The organism is Flavobacterium sp. UW10123 (genome assembly GCF_040538975.1).
Classification (GTDB): Bacteria; Bacteroidota; Bacteroidia; order Flavobacteriales; family Flavobacteriaceae; genus Flavobacterium.
Genome location: NZ_JBEWQE010000004.1, coordinates 259346 through 274179, shown reverse-complemented (window position 1 = coordinate 274179; position 14834 = coordinate 259346). Strand labels below are relative to the sequence as shown.

At 32.6% G+C, this 14834-nt stretch carries 15 protein-coding genes and 2 tRNA genes; 11 read left to right on the top strand and 6 right to left on the bottom strand.

All coding sequences use genetic code 11. The annotated features are described in order from the left end of the window. Window positions 1-140: 140 nt before the first annotated feature. A complete protein-coding gene (gene gpmI, locus ABXT06_RS06990; protein ID WP_354590087.1) occupies window positions 141-1658 on the bottom strand; it encodes a 2,3-bisphosphoglycerate-independent phosphoglycerate mutase in 1518 nt (505 codons plus the stop codon). A gap of 479 nt (window positions 1659-2137) precedes the next feature. On the opposite strand from gpmI, the gene ABXT06_RS06985 reads away from it, so the two are divergent. Continuing rightward, window positions 2138-2863, top strand: coding sequence for a murein L,D-transpeptidase catalytic domain family protein (locus ABXT06_RS06985; RefSeq protein ID WP_354590086.1), 726 nt, complete (start codon window positions 2138-2140; stop codon window positions 2861-2863). On the opposite strand, the gene ABXT06_RS06980 is transcribed toward ABXT06_RS06985, so the two are convergent. Together ABXT06_RS06980 and ABXT06_RS06975 are read right to left on the bottom strand one after the other, a co-directional pair. Continuing rightward, window positions 2852-4435, bottom strand: coding sequence for a L,D-transpeptidase family protein (locus ABXT06_RS06980; RefSeq protein WP_354590085.1), 1584 nt, complete (start codon window positions 4433-4435; stop codon window positions 2852-2854). The genes ABXT06_RS06985 and ABXT06_RS06980 overlap by 12 nt on opposite strands. 1 nt (window position 4436) lies before the next feature. Beyond that, window positions 4437-4874 (bottom strand): GNAT family N-acetyltransferase, encoded by a 438-nt coding sequence (locus tag ABXT06_RS06975; protein ID WP_354590084.1) that lies wholly within the window; start codon window positions 4872-4874, stop codon window positions 4437-4439. Window positions 4875-5009: 135 nt separating this feature from the next. Between ABXT06_RS06975 and ABXT06_RS06970 the strand changes: the two genes are divergently transcribed. Together ABXT06_RS06970 and ABXT06_RS06965 are read left to right on the top strand one after the other, a co-directional pair. Further along, a tRNA-Gly gene (locus ABXT06_RS06970) sits at window positions 5010-5082 on the top strand. Between the two features lie 95 nt (window positions 5083-5177). Beyond that, window positions 5178-5250 (top strand) — tRNA-Gly (locus tag ABXT06_RS06965). A 123-nt stretch (window positions 5251-5373) separates the two neighbouring features. Here ABXT06_RS06965 and pepE read toward each other — a convergent pair. Beyond that, complete coding sequence (pepE, locus tag ABXT06_RS06960; RefSeq protein WP_354590083.1) at window positions 5374-6081, bottom strand: dipeptidase PepE; 708 nt, start codon at window positions 6079-6081, stop codon at window positions 5374-5376. Window positions 6082-6244: 163 nt separating this feature from the next. On the opposite strand from pepE, the gene ABXT06_RS06955 reads away from it, so the two are divergent. From ABXT06_RS06955 to ABXT06_RS06920, 8 genes are all read left to right on the top strand, one after another. Further along, window positions 6245-7012 (top strand): carboxypeptidase-like regulatory domain-containing protein, encoded by a 768-nt coding sequence (locus tag ABXT06_RS06955; RefSeq protein WP_354590082.1) that lies wholly within the window; start codon window positions 6245-6247, stop codon window positions 7010-7012. Beyond that, window positions 6999-7766 carry a carboxypeptidase-like regulatory domain-containing protein gene (locus tag ABXT06_RS06950; RefSeq protein ID WP_354590081.1) on the top strand — a complete coding sequence of 256 codons (768 nt, stop codon included), beginning with the start codon at window positions 6999-7001 and terminating at the stop codon, window positions 7764-7766. Before ABXT06_RS06955 ends, ABXT06_RS06950 begins: the two co-directional genes overlap by 14 nt. 61 nt (window positions 7767-7827) lie before the next feature. After that, window positions 7828-8481 (top strand): carboxypeptidase-like regulatory domain-containing protein, encoded by a 654-nt coding sequence (locus ABXT06_RS06945; RefSeq protein WP_354590080.1) that lies wholly within the window; start codon window positions 7828-7830, stop codon window positions 8479-8481. Then, the gene (bamP, locus tag ABXT06_RS06940) at window positions 8471-9226 is read left to right on the top strand and encodes a BamP family beta-barrel-assembly machinery protein (RefSeq protein ID WP_354590079.1); all 756 of its coding nucleotides are present in this window, start codon (window positions 8471-8473) and stop codon (window positions 9224-9226) included. Before ABXT06_RS06945 ends, bamP begins: the two co-directional genes overlap by 11 nt. Continuing rightward, window positions 9223-9729, top strand: coding sequence for a DUF6702 family protein (locus tag ABXT06_RS06935; RefSeq protein ID WP_354590078.1), 507 nt, complete (start codon window positions 9223-9225; stop codon window positions 9727-9729). The genes bamP and ABXT06_RS06935 overlap by 4 nt, the downstream gene beginning before the upstream one ends. A gap of 66 nt (window positions 9730-9795) precedes the next feature. Then, the gene (locus ABXT06_RS06930; RefSeq protein WP_354590077.1) at window positions 9796-12039 is read left to right on the top strand and encodes a M1 family metallopeptidase; all 2244 of its coding nucleotides are present in this window, start codon (window positions 9796-9798) and stop codon (window positions 12037-12039) included. 152 nt (window positions 12040-12191) lie between these two features. After that, window positions 12192-12539, top strand: coding sequence for a Sec-independent protein translocase subunit TatA/TatB (locus tag ABXT06_RS06925; protein ID WP_354590076.1), 348 nt, complete (start codon window positions 12192-12194; stop codon window positions 12537-12539). Then, on the top strand, window positions 12539-13102 hold the full coding sequence (locus ABXT06_RS06920; protein WP_354590075.1) for a phosphatase PAP2 family protein: 564 nt from the start codon (window positions 12539-12541) through the stop codon (window positions 13100-13102). Before ABXT06_RS06925 ends, ABXT06_RS06920 begins: the two co-directional genes overlap by 1 nt. Before the next feature lie 239 nt (window positions 13103-13341). Here the strand turns inward: ABXT06_RS06920 and ABXT06_RS06915 are convergent, their stop codons facing one another. After that, window positions 13342-14061 (bottom strand): phytanoyl-CoA dioxygenase family protein, encoded by a 720-nt coding sequence (locus ABXT06_RS06915; protein WP_354590074.1) that lies wholly within the window; start codon window positions 14059-14061, stop codon window positions 13342-13344. A gap of 59 nt (window positions 14062-14120) precedes the next feature. Further along, window positions 14121-14762 (bottom strand): O-methyltransferase, encoded by a 642-nt coding sequence (locus tag ABXT06_RS06910; protein ID WP_354590073.1) that lies wholly within the window; start codon window positions 14760-14762, stop codon window positions 14121-14123. Window positions 14763-14834 lie beyond the last annotated feature (72 nt).

Here is a 14834-nt window from a genome sequence, read left to right as displayed (position 1 = left end):
TCAGGCTAAGCGAAGTCGAAGCTCTCTTCGTTTCATAAGCCTTCGACTCCTCTCAGGGTGACAATTAGTATAAAAACAAAAACCATATAAATGAAGTTATATCACTTATATGGTTTTTAAATATTTACGGGTAGTTTTTTCTACAATAATGAATGACAAGTCATTGCGTTTGGCTGTTGAACACCCATTAATTCTAAAATTGTTGGAGCAATATCACCTAAAACACCATCTTGGATGTTTTTCAATTCTTTGTCTACTAAAATAATCGGCACTGGGTTTGTTGTGTGAGCCGTGTTTGGAGAACCATCAGGATTGATCATGGTTTCGCAGTTTCCGTGATCGGCAATTACTATTGTCGTGTAATCATTGGCAAGAGCAGCATCGATTACTTTTTTCGCGCAAGCGTCAACAGCTTCACATGCTTTAATTGCAGCTTCCATAATTCCAGTGTGACCAACCATGTCTCCGTTAGCGAAATTTAAACAAACGAAATCAACTTCGCCTTTGTTTAATTCAGGAACAAGAGCGTCAGCCAATTCGTAAGCACTCATTTCTGGTTTTAAATCATAAGTTGCTACTTTTGGAGAGTTTCTTAAGATTCTTTCTTCACCTTCAAAAGGAATTTCTCTACCTCCTGAGAAGAAGAAAGTTACGTGAGGATATTTCTCAGTTTCCGCAATTCTGATTTGTTTTTTACCAGCTTTTTCTAAAACCTCACCAAGAGTTTCAGTGATATTATCTTTATTGTAAACTACTTTTACATTTTGGTACGTTTCGTCGTAGTTTGTTAATGTTACATAATATAGGTTTAGTTTGTGCATGTTCTGCTCGTGAAAATCCTGTTGCGAAAGCGCTTCAGTAAGTTCACGGCCTCTATCTGTTCTAAAGTTAAAGAAGATTACAACATCGCCTTCTACAATAGTAGCAAGAGGTTTTGCATTTTCATCAACAATAACAACTGGCTCGATAAACTCATCTGTTACGTCTTTTGCGTAGCTGTCCAAAACACTTGCAACAGCATTCGTTGATGGAGTTCCAACGCCATTTACAACTAAATCGTAAGCTAATTTTACACGTTCCCAACGTTTGTCACGGTCCATTGCATAATAGCGCCCAATAATAGAAGCAATTTTTACTGGAGTATTTTTAATATAATCTTCTAAATCATGAATATATTTTCCTCCAGATTTTGGATCAACATCACGTCCGTCTGTAAAAGCGTGAATATAAACCTGATCTAAACCATACTCTTGAGAAGCATCGATTAATCCGCGAAGGTGTGAAGTATGTGAGTGAACACCACCATCTGAAACTAATCCTAAAAAGTGTACTTTTTTATTATTGTCTTTAGCATACGTAAAAGCATCAATTAAAACCTGCTCTTTTGCTAAAGTTTTGTGTTCTACAGCTAAATTTATTTTGGCTAAATCTTGGTATACAATTCTTCCTGCACCTAGATTCATGTGTCCAACTTCGCTATTTCCCATTTGTCCTTCTGGAAGACCAACATTTAGTCCGTCAGTTCTAAGCTGTGCGCTTGGATAGTTTTTATAAAGACTATTTATAAAAGGAACATTTGCATTGTCTATTGCAGATACTTTAGGGTCAGGAGATTTTCCCCAACCGTCTAAAATCATAAGGATAACTTTTTTGTTCATTGCATTTTTGTTTTCTACAAATATAAGGCATTTCTAAAGTTTGAAACCTGAGTGATGTTACATTTATATTTAATAAAATGAACTCAGATAAAAAATATTAATTTAATTGTAGAAATCTTTATTTTTTAAAATTAATTCACACTAAGCTCTTTTTCTAGCTTTATTTTTGACAGCATTTGGATTAATAAAATGATATATAGGAGATAGGAAGTCTTAGAAATTAGAAAATTATTGCATCAATTTGTTTTACTTAATCAGGTTTTAATTTCAAGACTCCCACTTTTGATGTTTTTTTAAGAAAAACAGCTAGAATGTTAGGTTTTTTAGCATAAGAAAAAATCTTACAGAAATAGCGTTTTTATGTTAATAATGTTAAAGTTTAAACAAAAAAGCCTTGAAAATCAGGCTTATATTTTGCGTAGTATGATTTTTTTATATTTTTGCGATACCCAAATTTTTGTTTAACCTAAAGAAATTCAATGATTTACAAAATTTATCCGTTATTTGTGTTTTTGCTATTGTCTTTTGGAAAAGATTCAAAAAACACATCCGATCTTAAAAAAAATGCCACTGTAAAAGCGATTGCTAAAGTCGAAAAAGTCACAGTAGATTCTAAAATCGAGAGCGTTTATAATTCATTAAATTCAAACAACTTTAAAATGCCTGAACTTAAAACTTTCTCGGAAGCTTTAAAAGGATTTTATTTGTTGAAAGAAAGAGGAGTGATTAAGAAAAATATCTTAACACTTATTGATTTTAGTTTGTCATCAAATGCAAAACGTTTGTGGGTGATTGATTTAACTAGCAATACCATTTTGTTTAATTCACTTGTAGCTCACGGCAGAAATACTGGTGAAGAATTTGCTTCAGCATTTTCAAATCTTAATTCATCATTTAAAAGCAGTTTAGGATTTTATTCGACTGGTGAAATTTACCAAGGAAAACACGGTGCTTCTTTACGTTTAGATGGCTTAGAAAACGGCGTAAATGATAATGCTCGCGAAAGAGGTGTTGTAATGCATGGTGCAGATTATGTATCTGAGTCTTTTATTAGAGATCATAAAAGATTAGGCAGAAGCCAAGGCTGTCCAGCAGTTCCGGTTGAATTGACAAATGAAATTATTCAATTAATAAAAGATAAATCGTGTTTATATATCTACCATCCATCAAGAAGTTTTGCGATGGAGGAGAGGTTAATTTCTTAATTGCTTATATAAATCAGAATCTAAATCATAAATATCAGCTCTAAAAAGGAGCTGATTTTTTTTGCTCCATGCCGTCCAATACCATTGATACAAAGCATATTTTTTGGTAATCTTGAAACTCATGGTTTTTTTGCTTGCAATAATAGTGTCAATTCTGTCTTGTGGCCAATTTCCTTCCACATCCAAAATATGTTGTGCAAGTTCCAGCGGGTTTTCAACACGCACACATCCAGAGCTCATTGAGCGGTTATTACGCCCAAAAATATTACGATGGTTAGTGTCGTGCAGATAAACGCTGTGGTGATTTGGAAACAAGATTTTCATTAATCCCAACGAATTATCGTAGCCTGGACTTTGCACGTAACGGTAGTTGTTTGGTTTGTTTTCATTCCAAGCCATCGGAGAAACTACTTTTCCAGCAGTATCGTAAATAGTGATATTCTTATTAGCCAAATAATTTCGGTTTCTTTTCATTGCGGGAACGACATCTTCTTTTAAAATTGTCGGAGGAACTGTCCATGTCGGATTAAAAACAACCGTTTTTAAGAACGAAGTAATAATAGGTGTTCTCCTTTTGCTGGTTCCGACTACAATATTTCTAACCAAAGTTGTGTCTTGATTTTCGACAACATTTAAACTATAATCAGGAATGTTGATAATAAAATAGTTTTCTGCTAATTCTGATGGATACCATCTCCAGCGCTCCAAATTGGCAATGATTTGTTTTTTTCTGCTTTCTTTAGAATAGTTTAAAGCACGGATAGTTCCTGCTCCAATAACCCCGTCCGAAGCTAAGCCATGCCTTTCTTGAAATCTTTTAACGGCTTCAAAAGTTTTCTGATTGTAAATCTCTGTAAGACTATCTTTTCCATACATATCGTTCCAATACAAAAGCCTTTTTTTTATGTTTATTAAAGCAGGATTAGTATCATTTAAAACAATTTTATCAGCAGATTCAATGGTTTTTACATTGTCATCTGGAAAGGTGTTAATGATTTCAAGGGCTTTTAATAGCTCTTTGTAAGTTTCTGTTTTAGGTTGAATATTTTCAACAATGCTGTCTAATTTATTTTTGTTGAATCCTTTAATTAAAACAGAATTTACATCAAATTCCTTCTCGTCCAAATCCCAATTGGTATACAGTTTTTTAGGATTTAATTTACCTTTAAAAATATGATTTAGATATTTTTCGAAATTATAAGTTAGTAAAATGTCATACTTCACTAAGTCTTTATCGCTAAGCGAAGTGACTTTGCTTTCGAATTTTTTTAGTTGAGATATTTTGTAATCTTCTGGTTCTAAGCCTAATTCTTCTGATTTTTCTAATTGTACTAAAACAAAAGTTCTTTTTTTAAGATTCCCCCATACAGTTTGATTTTCAGATGCAATATAAAATTGTTTTAAGGTTTCGCTTTTAAAAGTTCCTATTAATGCTGTGTCTATTTCGACAGTTCTCTCATCAGTAAGTATAATTGCCGGTGCCTTTTTTTTGATAATAGGCACGGGTTCAGGGCTTTCTTTTTTACAGCCCATTAAAAGGCAGATTACTACTAAAGAGTAAAATATTTTCATTTTATAATTTTTTAAACATCAAATAATGTTCGCCAACATCTTTAATCTCAAATGCTTCACCCATTGGTTGATAGTTCATTTTTTGATAAAATCCGACAGCGGCTGTTCTGGCATTGAACCAAATCAAATCTACTTGGTTTTCATTGCAATAAGCTTCGCAATGTCTAACTAGAGCTTCTCCGATTCCTTTTTTCTGGTGCGTTTCTAAAACGGCCATCCCTCGAATCTGAGCTTGATTTTGAGCGGCAAATATAGCGTTGATTTTTTCGAATAGCGAAATAATTCCTGTTAAATTTTCGTTTTCAAATAGACCAAAATGATGGGTAGATTCTAAATCGTCACCTTCAAAGATGCAACTTTCTATAGGTTTTCCTTTTCTTAAAACGGGTTGACGAACGGCATGAGTTTCTTTTGATGGAATTTCTTTAATTGTAATCATGATTTTTTGAAAAAATATTGCATTTATAACTTTTTAATTTTAAATAAGTTATAAAAAAATGTTGATTTTTATTGATTTTTTTTAGTCAAAAGCTTGTTTTGAACTGAACTTTCTTTCTATATTTGCACAACCAATGCGAAAGTAGCTCAGTTGGTAGAGCTCCAGCCTTCCAAGCTGGTTGTCGCGAGTTCGAGCCTCGTCTTTCGCTCTAAAAAGTAAACACGTTTTACTTATATGAGAATAATTTTTTTGATTTTTATTTTGTTTTAAAGATTAAATTTTTTATCTTTGCACCCGATTAATGCGAAAGTAGCTCAGTTGGTAGAGCTCCAGCCTTCCAAGCTGGTTGTCGCGAGTTCGAGCCTCGTCTTTCGCTCTTCAAAAGCCTCAAACATTGTTTGAGGCTTTTTTGTTTTTATTCCTTTTTTAGCCATATAAGTGATATAATATATTGAGCTTAGATTTTAAATGAATTTATATTGCTTGTATGATTCAAAAATTATTTCAAATCGCTTAAATCGCTTTCTATTTCTAATTCAGTTGGATCTTGATTTTGTCTGAATAAACGAGCTTTCAAATTTCCTTTTAAGGTAATTTTTGCACCTTTAACTTCCAGCCAGCTTCCTTCTCTTAAACCCAAAACAGGAATTGAGTTAAATGCGTGAAATTCTTTAATTCTTGTTTCGCGAGTTTCTCCCATGTGTTTAGATTGTAAGTCGGCATCCAGATAATGCGGATTCAAGTTGAAAGGAATTAATCCTAAAGTCTGAAAACTTGGAGGATAAATAATAGGCATATCATTCGTAGTCTGCATTGATAAACCGCAGATATTGCTTCCTGCGCTTGATCCTAGATAAGGAGTGCCATTTTTTACAGTTTCAGAAAGTAACTGCATGATATTATTTTTATAAAGTTGGGTAACCAGCAAAAAAGTATTTCCTCCGCCTGTAAAGATTCCTTCCGCGTTTTTTACAGCGTCTTGCGGATCTTCAAATTCATGAATTCCTTTAACGCTTATGTTAATTGTGTTAAAAGCTTCCGCAGCTTTTTTTGTATACTCATCGTGCGAAATACCTCCGGGACGGGCGTAAGGAATAAATAAGATTGTTTTGCAATTTTTAAAATGTGTTTTTAAAGTAGGTAAAATATATTCTAAGTAGTTGCCTCCGTGCAAAGTAGAAGTGCTTGCAATGATAATGCTTTTCATGATTTTTAAACTCAAATTATGTTTGTTAAAGGTATTAAAAACTCTGTTTTTGTTTGAATTTTTAATGTTTTAATTAACAAATTTTTACCAAGTCATTAGTATTAATTTTGGAACCACTTAGGATATTTTTACCGTTTTAAGAATATTTTTAAATTATTTTATTTTGTTTCAGAAAATTACTTGTTTTTTAATTGTTTTGGCAGGACAAGCTTGCTGGTCGCAAAGTTTGGATCGTTCTATTTTTAGCGGTAAAGTGATTTCGAATGCTTCTGATTTGGAAGGTATTTATGTAATCAATGCGCAAACAGAAGAAACCGTGATGACAAACGCTTCGGGATCTTTTTCAATTTTAGCAAAGGCAGACGATGTTCTGGTTTTTTCTTCAATAAGTTTTAAAGAAAAAAGAGTTTTATTGAAACAAGAAGATTTTTCAAATCTCAATTTTTCTGTCAATCTTACGATGATTATGTATCAATTGCAAGAGGTTGTTGTGAAGCGGTATGATAATATTAATGCTGAAAGTTTGGGTGTGATTCCGATGGGGCAAAAGAAATATACTTCTGCCGAACGCAAATTGCAGACCGCAACTGCGTTAAATGCCACGGCAAATGGAGGGACAATGGCAGGAGGTTCTATCTCTGCAGATCCATTGCTGAATTTTTTCTCAGGAAGAACAGCTATGCTTAAAAAGGAAGTTGCGGTGGAGAAAAAGGAATTTTTTATGAGACTTTTAGAGAATATGTTTAGTCTGGATCATTTTATTGACCGATTAAAAATTCCAGCAGATTATGTAAAAGGCTTTGAGTATTATGCAATTGAGAATGATAAGTTTACTGTAATTTTGAATTCTAAAAATAAAACTTCTACTGAATTTCTTTTGGGAGAATTGGCTGTAAAGTATAAAGAAATGCTTGCGAGTGAAAACAAGTAAAACCATATCAGCTGTTTTTTTTCTGTTTTTTGTTCAAAACAATTTTGGGCAAACAGAAGTTAAACGATTGTATGGCAGGGTAACAGAAATGTCTAATCCGGTTGAAGGTGTTAATGTTATAAATAGTAATGCCGAAGTTGCTGTAATTACAGACGCACAAGGTAATTTTGCTATTGATGTAAGCGAGGGTGAGGTTTTGCTTTTTTCTTCTGTTGGTTTGAATTCTGTTAAAAGGCAAATCACATCAGATGATATGCGTTCAGAATTGCTATCGATTAAGATGAACGCCGAAGAAGTAGCATTAAAAGAAGTTATTGTAAATGATAATACCGCTATTACAGCGGAGAATTTAGGAATTATTCCTCGAGGACAGAAAAAATATACCCAGGCAGAAAGGCAATTGGCAACAGCTGGAGATTTTAAACCTGTGATGTTGCTTGGGCTTTTGGGAGGTTCAATGCAACTTGACCCTTTGATAAATAAAATAAATGGCAGGACAAAGCGGTTAAAAGCAAATGTTGAAATCGAGAAAAAGGAAAAGAATTTTGAGAGATTAGGTTATTTGTTTGATGAAGTTTATTTTGTCGAGCGTTTAAATATTTCTAAAGAAAATGTAAATGAATTTAAGTTTTATGCAATTGAAAATGAAAGTTTCTGTGCAGCTATGAATTCAAAAAATAAAACTTCTACAGAATTTCTTTTAGGAGAATTGGCTGTAAAGTATAAAGAAATAATTACAGGTGAAAATAAATAAGTTTATATCAATTTTTGCGTCTCTTTTTTTTGTTCAGATTGTTTTTGGACAAAAAACAGATGTGAAATTATTAGTAGGGAGAGTGTTGGAGCGATCGACTTCGATTGAAGGGGTTAATATTATAAATAATGCCACTCAAGCGACTACAGTTTCAGATTCTGATGGTAATTTTTCGATTGCAGTGCATGAAGGAGATGTTTTGGTTTTTTCTGCTGTAAACTTGGAACCCGTTAAACGTAGGGTATCAGCAGACGATTTGACTGTTAGTTCTTTAGTTGTGAAAATGGTAGCTAAAGAAGTGGAGTTGAAAGAGGTCATTGTTAACGAAAACGCGAATATAACAGCTGAAAATTTAGGAATTATTCCATACGGACAAAAAAAATACACCCCTGCAGAACGAAAGGTTTATACAGCGACTTCAACATCAGTAGATAAGCTTTTAAATGCAATTTCGGGACGAACTGCAATGCTGAAAAAAGAAGTGAATGTAGAGAAAAAAGAAATGCTTTTTAGAAAGCTTGAGTATCTTTTTGAAGAGAATTATTATACAGATAGATTGAAAATTCCTGTAGATTATATAAAAGGATTTCAATTATTTTGTGTAGATGATGCCGATTTTGCTGTATCTTTGAATACGAAAAACAAAACAATGAGTATGTTTTTAATCACAGATCTAGCAAGAAAATATCTAACAATTCTCGAAAATGAAAAATAAATTAGGAGTACTCGTTGTCTGCTTATTTTGTCAATTTGTATTAGGGCAAAACGGTTTCAGGAAACCATTACACGGTCAGGTTATCAATGATTTTTTAGCCATAGAAAGTGGTTATGTAATGAATATTAATGCAAATGTTAGGACATTTATTGGTTCTGGAGGTTTGTTTGATATTGTTGCACAGCCAAAAGATACTTTGCTGTTTTCTGGCTTGACATTTCAATCAAAAAAAGTCGTTTTAACAGAAAAAGACTGTGATGAGATTCTTTTGAAAATAAAGCTAGATTTGGTTAATAATCAGCTTAAAGAAGTTGTTGTTCATAAAGAATTAAAAGTAAAAGCGTTGCAAGGCGGTTCACAAAAATATGTGGATATGCAGTTTGAAGACGACAAACAGTCTACTGCAAAAAACAATGCGATGCTTTCTGATCAGACTATAAAATATGGAACTGATTTTGTTCGAATTTTTAAAGATGTCAAAAAGCTTTTAAGTAAAAAAGACGAAGTAAGAGAAGAAGAAATTACAGATATTGCTTTCGTAGAATATGCTAAAGATAATTTCACAAAAGATTTTTATTCTAAAACACTTAATCTTAAAGATGACGAAGTAGAGCTTTTCTTGATGTATTGTTCAAACGATCCGCATTCTAAAGAAATGGTAGATCCAGATCAGAAGTTTCAGTTAATGGATTTCATGATTAATAAGAATAAAGAGTTTAAGAAAGCTGAGGCTGCTCAAAAATGAAAAAAAAGTTAGTTTTCCCTTTGCTTGGAGTTTTGTTTGTATTGTCTTCGGCATTTGCTTTTCATAAATTTTATGTTGGTGTTTTTCAGGTAAATTATGCAGCAGAAAAGAAGATGCTACAAATTACTTCCCGCATTTTTATTGATGATTTGAATAATGCAATGGAGAAAAAGTATCACAAAAAGACATTTGTTGGCACAAGCAAAGAAACTCCAGCAGATGTTGAATTATTAAAAAAATATCTATCAGAACATTTTTTAATTAAAGTAAACGGGCAATCAAAAGCCATAACTTTTTTATCTAAAGAAGTAGAAGCTGATGATGTTTTGGTCTGCTATTCCAGAATTAAGGATATCGATAAATTTAAAACACTTGAAATTTCAAATACTATTTTAGTAGATTGGAATTCAGAACAGCAAAACATTACACATATTTCAGTATTTGATACAAAAAGAAGCGTTCTTTTTACAGAATCTTCAAGGAAAGAATTGTTAAAATATTAAGTTGTTGATAAAATTAGTGTTTTAATTGCTATTTTCACAGCCTAAAGAAATTACCATTAAAATTTTATGAAAAAACTTTCATTATTATTACTTTTTCCTGCAATGTTAGTAGCGCAGGATAAAGCAACAACCGCACCTACTAAACAACAGGGAAAGTACGATACGAACAAGTTTAGTCAAATGTACGATTTGCTGGCAACTCCAAATATGTTCCGTACAGCCTCTGGAGCGCCTGGACCAGCTTACTACCAGCAGCAAGCAGATTACAAAATTGATGTTGAATTGGATGATAAAAATTCAAAATTAAGCGGATCTGAAACCATTACTTATACAAATAACTCGCCAGATAGTTTGGAGTACTTATGGGTGCAATTAGATCAAAATCAAGCAAAAGCAAATACGCAATCTTCATTAGCAGAAAGTGATAAAATTAGTCAGGTTTTGCCACTTGATGGTTTTTCTTCTAAATATTTGAAAAAGGATTTAGAGCGCGGTTTTAATATTGAACAAGTTAAAGATGCAAAAGGAAGCGAATTGTCTTATACGATCAATGAAACCATGATGCGTATTAATCTGACTTCGCCTTTAAAACCAGGAGAAAAAATCTCTTTCTCAATCAAATGGTGGTACAATATCAATAACTATAGAAAAGAAGGTGGTCGTTCAGGATATGAATTATTTGAGAAAGATGGTAACAAGTTATATGTAATTGCGCAGTTCTACCCAAGAATGGCGGTTTACAATGATGTTGAAGGATGGCAGAACATGCAATTCTGGGGAAGCGGAGAGTTTGCTCTTCCTTTTGGAAACTTTGACGTAAATATTACAGTTCCTGCAGATCACGTGATTGATGCAACAGGAGAATTAATGAACAGAAGTGAAGTGTTTACTGCTGAGCAAGTAAAAAGATATGAACAAGCGCAAAAATCATTTGATAAACCTGTAGTTATTGTAACACAGGCAGAAGCAGAAGCGGCTGAAAAAGGTTTTTCTGAGAAGAAAAAAACTTGGAAATTCAGTGCTAAAAATGTTCGTGATTTCGGAATTGCTTCTTCAAGAAAATTCATTTACGATGCAATGGCTGTGAAAATTGGAAATAGAACTGTTATGGCAGAATCTGTTTATCCAAAAGAAGCAAACCCTCTTTGGGGAGAAACTTCTACAATGGTTGTTGCTCATACCTTAAAGAGCTATTCTTCTCATACTTTTGATTATCCTTATCCAAAAGCAGTTTCTGTTTCTGCGGAAGATCAAGGTATGGAATATCCAATGATTTGTTGGAACTATGGGCGTCCTGACGAAAATGGCGTAACGAGCAAAGAAGTTAAAAACGGAATGATTGGTGTTATTATCCACGAAGTTGGACACACTTTCTTTCCAATGATTGTGAATTCAGATGAGCGCCAATGGACTTGGATGGATGAAGGTTTGAACTCATTTTTAGAATATTTAGCTGAGCAGGAATTAGATTCAAATTTCCCTTCAAGAAGAGGTCCTGCAAAAAATATTGTTCCTTACATGAGCGGGGATCAAAAGTTCTTGGAGCCAATTATGTCAAACTCTGAAACAATCCACCAATTCGGAAATAATGCTTATGGAAAACCAGCAACAGGTCTTAATATTTTAAGAGAAGTAGTTATGGGAAGAGAATTATTTGATCATGCATTCAGAACGTATGCAAACAGATGGAAGTTTAAACATCCAACACCAGAAGATTTCTTTAGAACAATGGAAGATGCTTCAGCAGTAGATTTAGATTGGTTCTGGAGAGGTTGGTTCTACTCAACAGATTTCGTAGATATCGGAATTAAAGATGTAAAACAATATTACGTTTCTGATACTCCAACTACAGATATTAAAGATGTAAAAATTAGAAAAGGACGTTTCGGTTTTGAAAAAGGGCCTTTTGTTTACTTGGTTTCTGGAGATAATGCAGAAGTAAGTGATTCTAAGAAAAAAGCTTTAAAAGTACAAGATTTCAAACCTTTAGCTGATTATGTAGATCAGACTTTTACGGCTGAAGAAAAAGCATCTATTAAAGCTCCTAAATATTTCTATGAAGTAGAATTCAACAAACCAGGCGGAATGATTATGCCTATTTTGGTTGAGATTACTTACGAAGATGGTTCTAAAGATAATTACAAATATCCAGCTCAAATCTGGAGAAAAAGTAATGATACGGCTAGAAAAGTTTATGCTACAACAAAAGCAATTAAGAGTATTCAAGTTGACCCTCAATTGCTAACAGCAGATATTGATGTAACCAATAACTCTTGGCCAAAAGTAGAAACAAAGTCAAAATTTGACTAAATAAAATAAAATAAGAATGAAAAGTTCATCAAGTTTGAAAGCTTGATGAACTTTTTTCTTTTTATGAAATGTATTTTAAAGGACTTTTTAAGTTAATTTTAAAACTCTAAGCTGCAAAATTTAATATCTTTGCGACTACAAAATTAAAAGTTATGTTTGGTATAGGAGGAGGAGAATTGATTTTCATATTGTTTATCGTGCTTATGCTTTTTGGTTCTGATAAAGTGCCTGAAATTGCGCGTACAATGGGGAAAGCTATGGCTCAATTAAAAAATGCAACTAATGATATTAAAAGTGAAATTCAGAAAGGGGCAGAGGCTAATGGCCTTGATGCAAAATCGCTGAATGATATTACTGGAAATATCAATGCAGAAATTAATAATGCAAAATCGAATTTACTTGGCGATACAGGAAATCTTTTAGGAGATACTGCAAATGAAATCGAAAAAGTAAAAGAAGATATTGATACTCTTTCTGGACCTATTAAACGCCAAATGTAATGCTTGAAAAAATACAGGAATTAGATAAAGATCTTTTAATCTTTCTTAACGGATTAGGCTCTGAAACATACGATAAATTATGGTTGATTATAACAAATCAGTTATACTGGACACCATTTTTCTTGTTGCTTTTTTATCTTATTTATAAAAAAATAGGAGGAAAGCAAACCCTGTATTTATTGCTTTTTATAGCTGTTTTGATTGCTTTTACAGATCAAACCTGTAATTTGTTCAAACATACTTTTCAGCGTTTGCGACCATGTAATGACCCTGAAGTTAACTCCATTATCAGAGTTGTTCAGGTTAGAAAATCATATAGCTTTTTCTCTGGACATGCTGCTAACACTATGGCGGTTGCAACTTTCTTATTTTTGATTTTAAAACGCTATTTCAAATATTTCGGATTCATATTTTTTTGGCCTTTAGTTTTTGCTTACAGCCGAATTTATTTAGGATTGCATTTTCCGGGTGATATTCTTACCGGTTATTTCTTTGGAGCACTTTTCGGATTTTTACTTTATTTAGTTTATAAAAAACTAAAGCCACAGTATTTTCCGGGATAGTTTTTTTTTAAGATGCTAAGATTCTGAGATACTAAGGTTTTAAAGATATATAGTAAATTGCCTCCAGCTTTAGCTGGAGGTTTTTTTATGGGCAAATAAAAAAGGCTTTAGCCAAATATTATGAAGTATTTGGCTAAAGCCTTGGGAAGCTAAATTATATACCTCCAGCTAAAGCTTGAGGCAAGTAAGTAGTGTAAAACTTAGAATCTTAGCGTCTCAGTATCTTAGTATCTCAAACTTTAGTTAATGATTGTTTTTTCGCTCCATTCCAAGCCATTTGGAAGCTGTTGCTTGCTAAATTCAATATGAATGACTCTTCTGCGCTCATTGTTTGTGGTTTTATTTGATGCGTGAAATAATAGAGGTTTCATTATCATAATACCACCTTTTTCAACCTCGCAAATTGTTTCTTTTTCTTTTTCGAAATCAAGGTTTTCAATTCTTAAGATTCCTTTTGAATGTGAATTATTGATTACTTTTAAAGCACCATTGTCTTTAGTGGTTTTGTCAATATGAATTCTGATTGTGAAATTGTTTTCTAATATTTCTGTAGGTGGCTGTACTGCAAATTGATTTTGTTTTACAGTCCAGTTTTCAAAATTTTCTATTTCAATTTTTTGATCAACAGAAATAGTTAAATCCTGATGATAAGGTACAAACCAATTCGATTTTTCAGGTTTGTCAAAATAAATAGATTTAGTTATGAAATATCCTTTTCCAAAATTAGATTCAATGATTTCTTTTAGATTTTCATTGAAAATAAAATCTAAAATTTCAGGCATTTCTTTGTGAAATTGTCTGATAGCAAATAAATCCTCAGATTTTCTAAAAGTTGCATTATCAGAATCATTTTTAGCTTTGTTTTCAATCAATGAAATTACATTTTCAATTTCATTCTCTGTAAAAACATTATTAATTATTGAAAATCCTTCGCTGTCAATTTGTTTTGAGTGAATCATTATAAATGTTTTAAAATCTGAAGAAAACCTTAGAATCTTAGTACTGTAGAAACTAAAAATTATAAAACACGACTAACAGTCAATCCATCACGAATTGGCAATAAAACGGTCTCTACTCTAGGGTCATCTTTAAGAAGCTGATTGTATTCTAAAAGCACTTTTGTACTAACATCATTTGGATGAACCGGATCAAGAATCTTTCCACTCCATAAAACATTGTCCGATAAAATGATACCTCCTTTATTCATTTTAGGAACAATCATTTCCCAGTAATTGAGGTAATTTTCCTTATCTGCGTCAATAAAAACCAAATCAAATTTCAGGTCTAAATCTGGGATAATGTTTACAGCTTCTCCCAAATGCTGAAAAATTTGACTTCCCCAAGGTGATGCGTCAAAATATTTTCTCTGAAAATCGACTAATTCTTCTTTTATGTCAATTGTATGCAGTTGTCCGTTTTCTTGCATTCCTTCGCATAAACATAAAGCAGCGTAACCAGTATATGTTCCGATTTCAAGAATATTAACTGGACGAATCAATTTTGAAAGCATGCTTAAAACACGGCCTTGAAAGTGGCCACTTAGCATTCTTGGCAAAAGTATTTTCTGGTAAGTTTCTTTATTAAGTTTCGCTAGTAATTCTGGTTCGTTTTCAGAATGTTGCTCGATATAGTCTTCTAATTCTTGAGATATAAAATGCATGTGGTAGTATCTTGTAATTTGAATACAAAAATACAAAAATAATTCGCTTACAATTTTTCATAAAAAAACCAT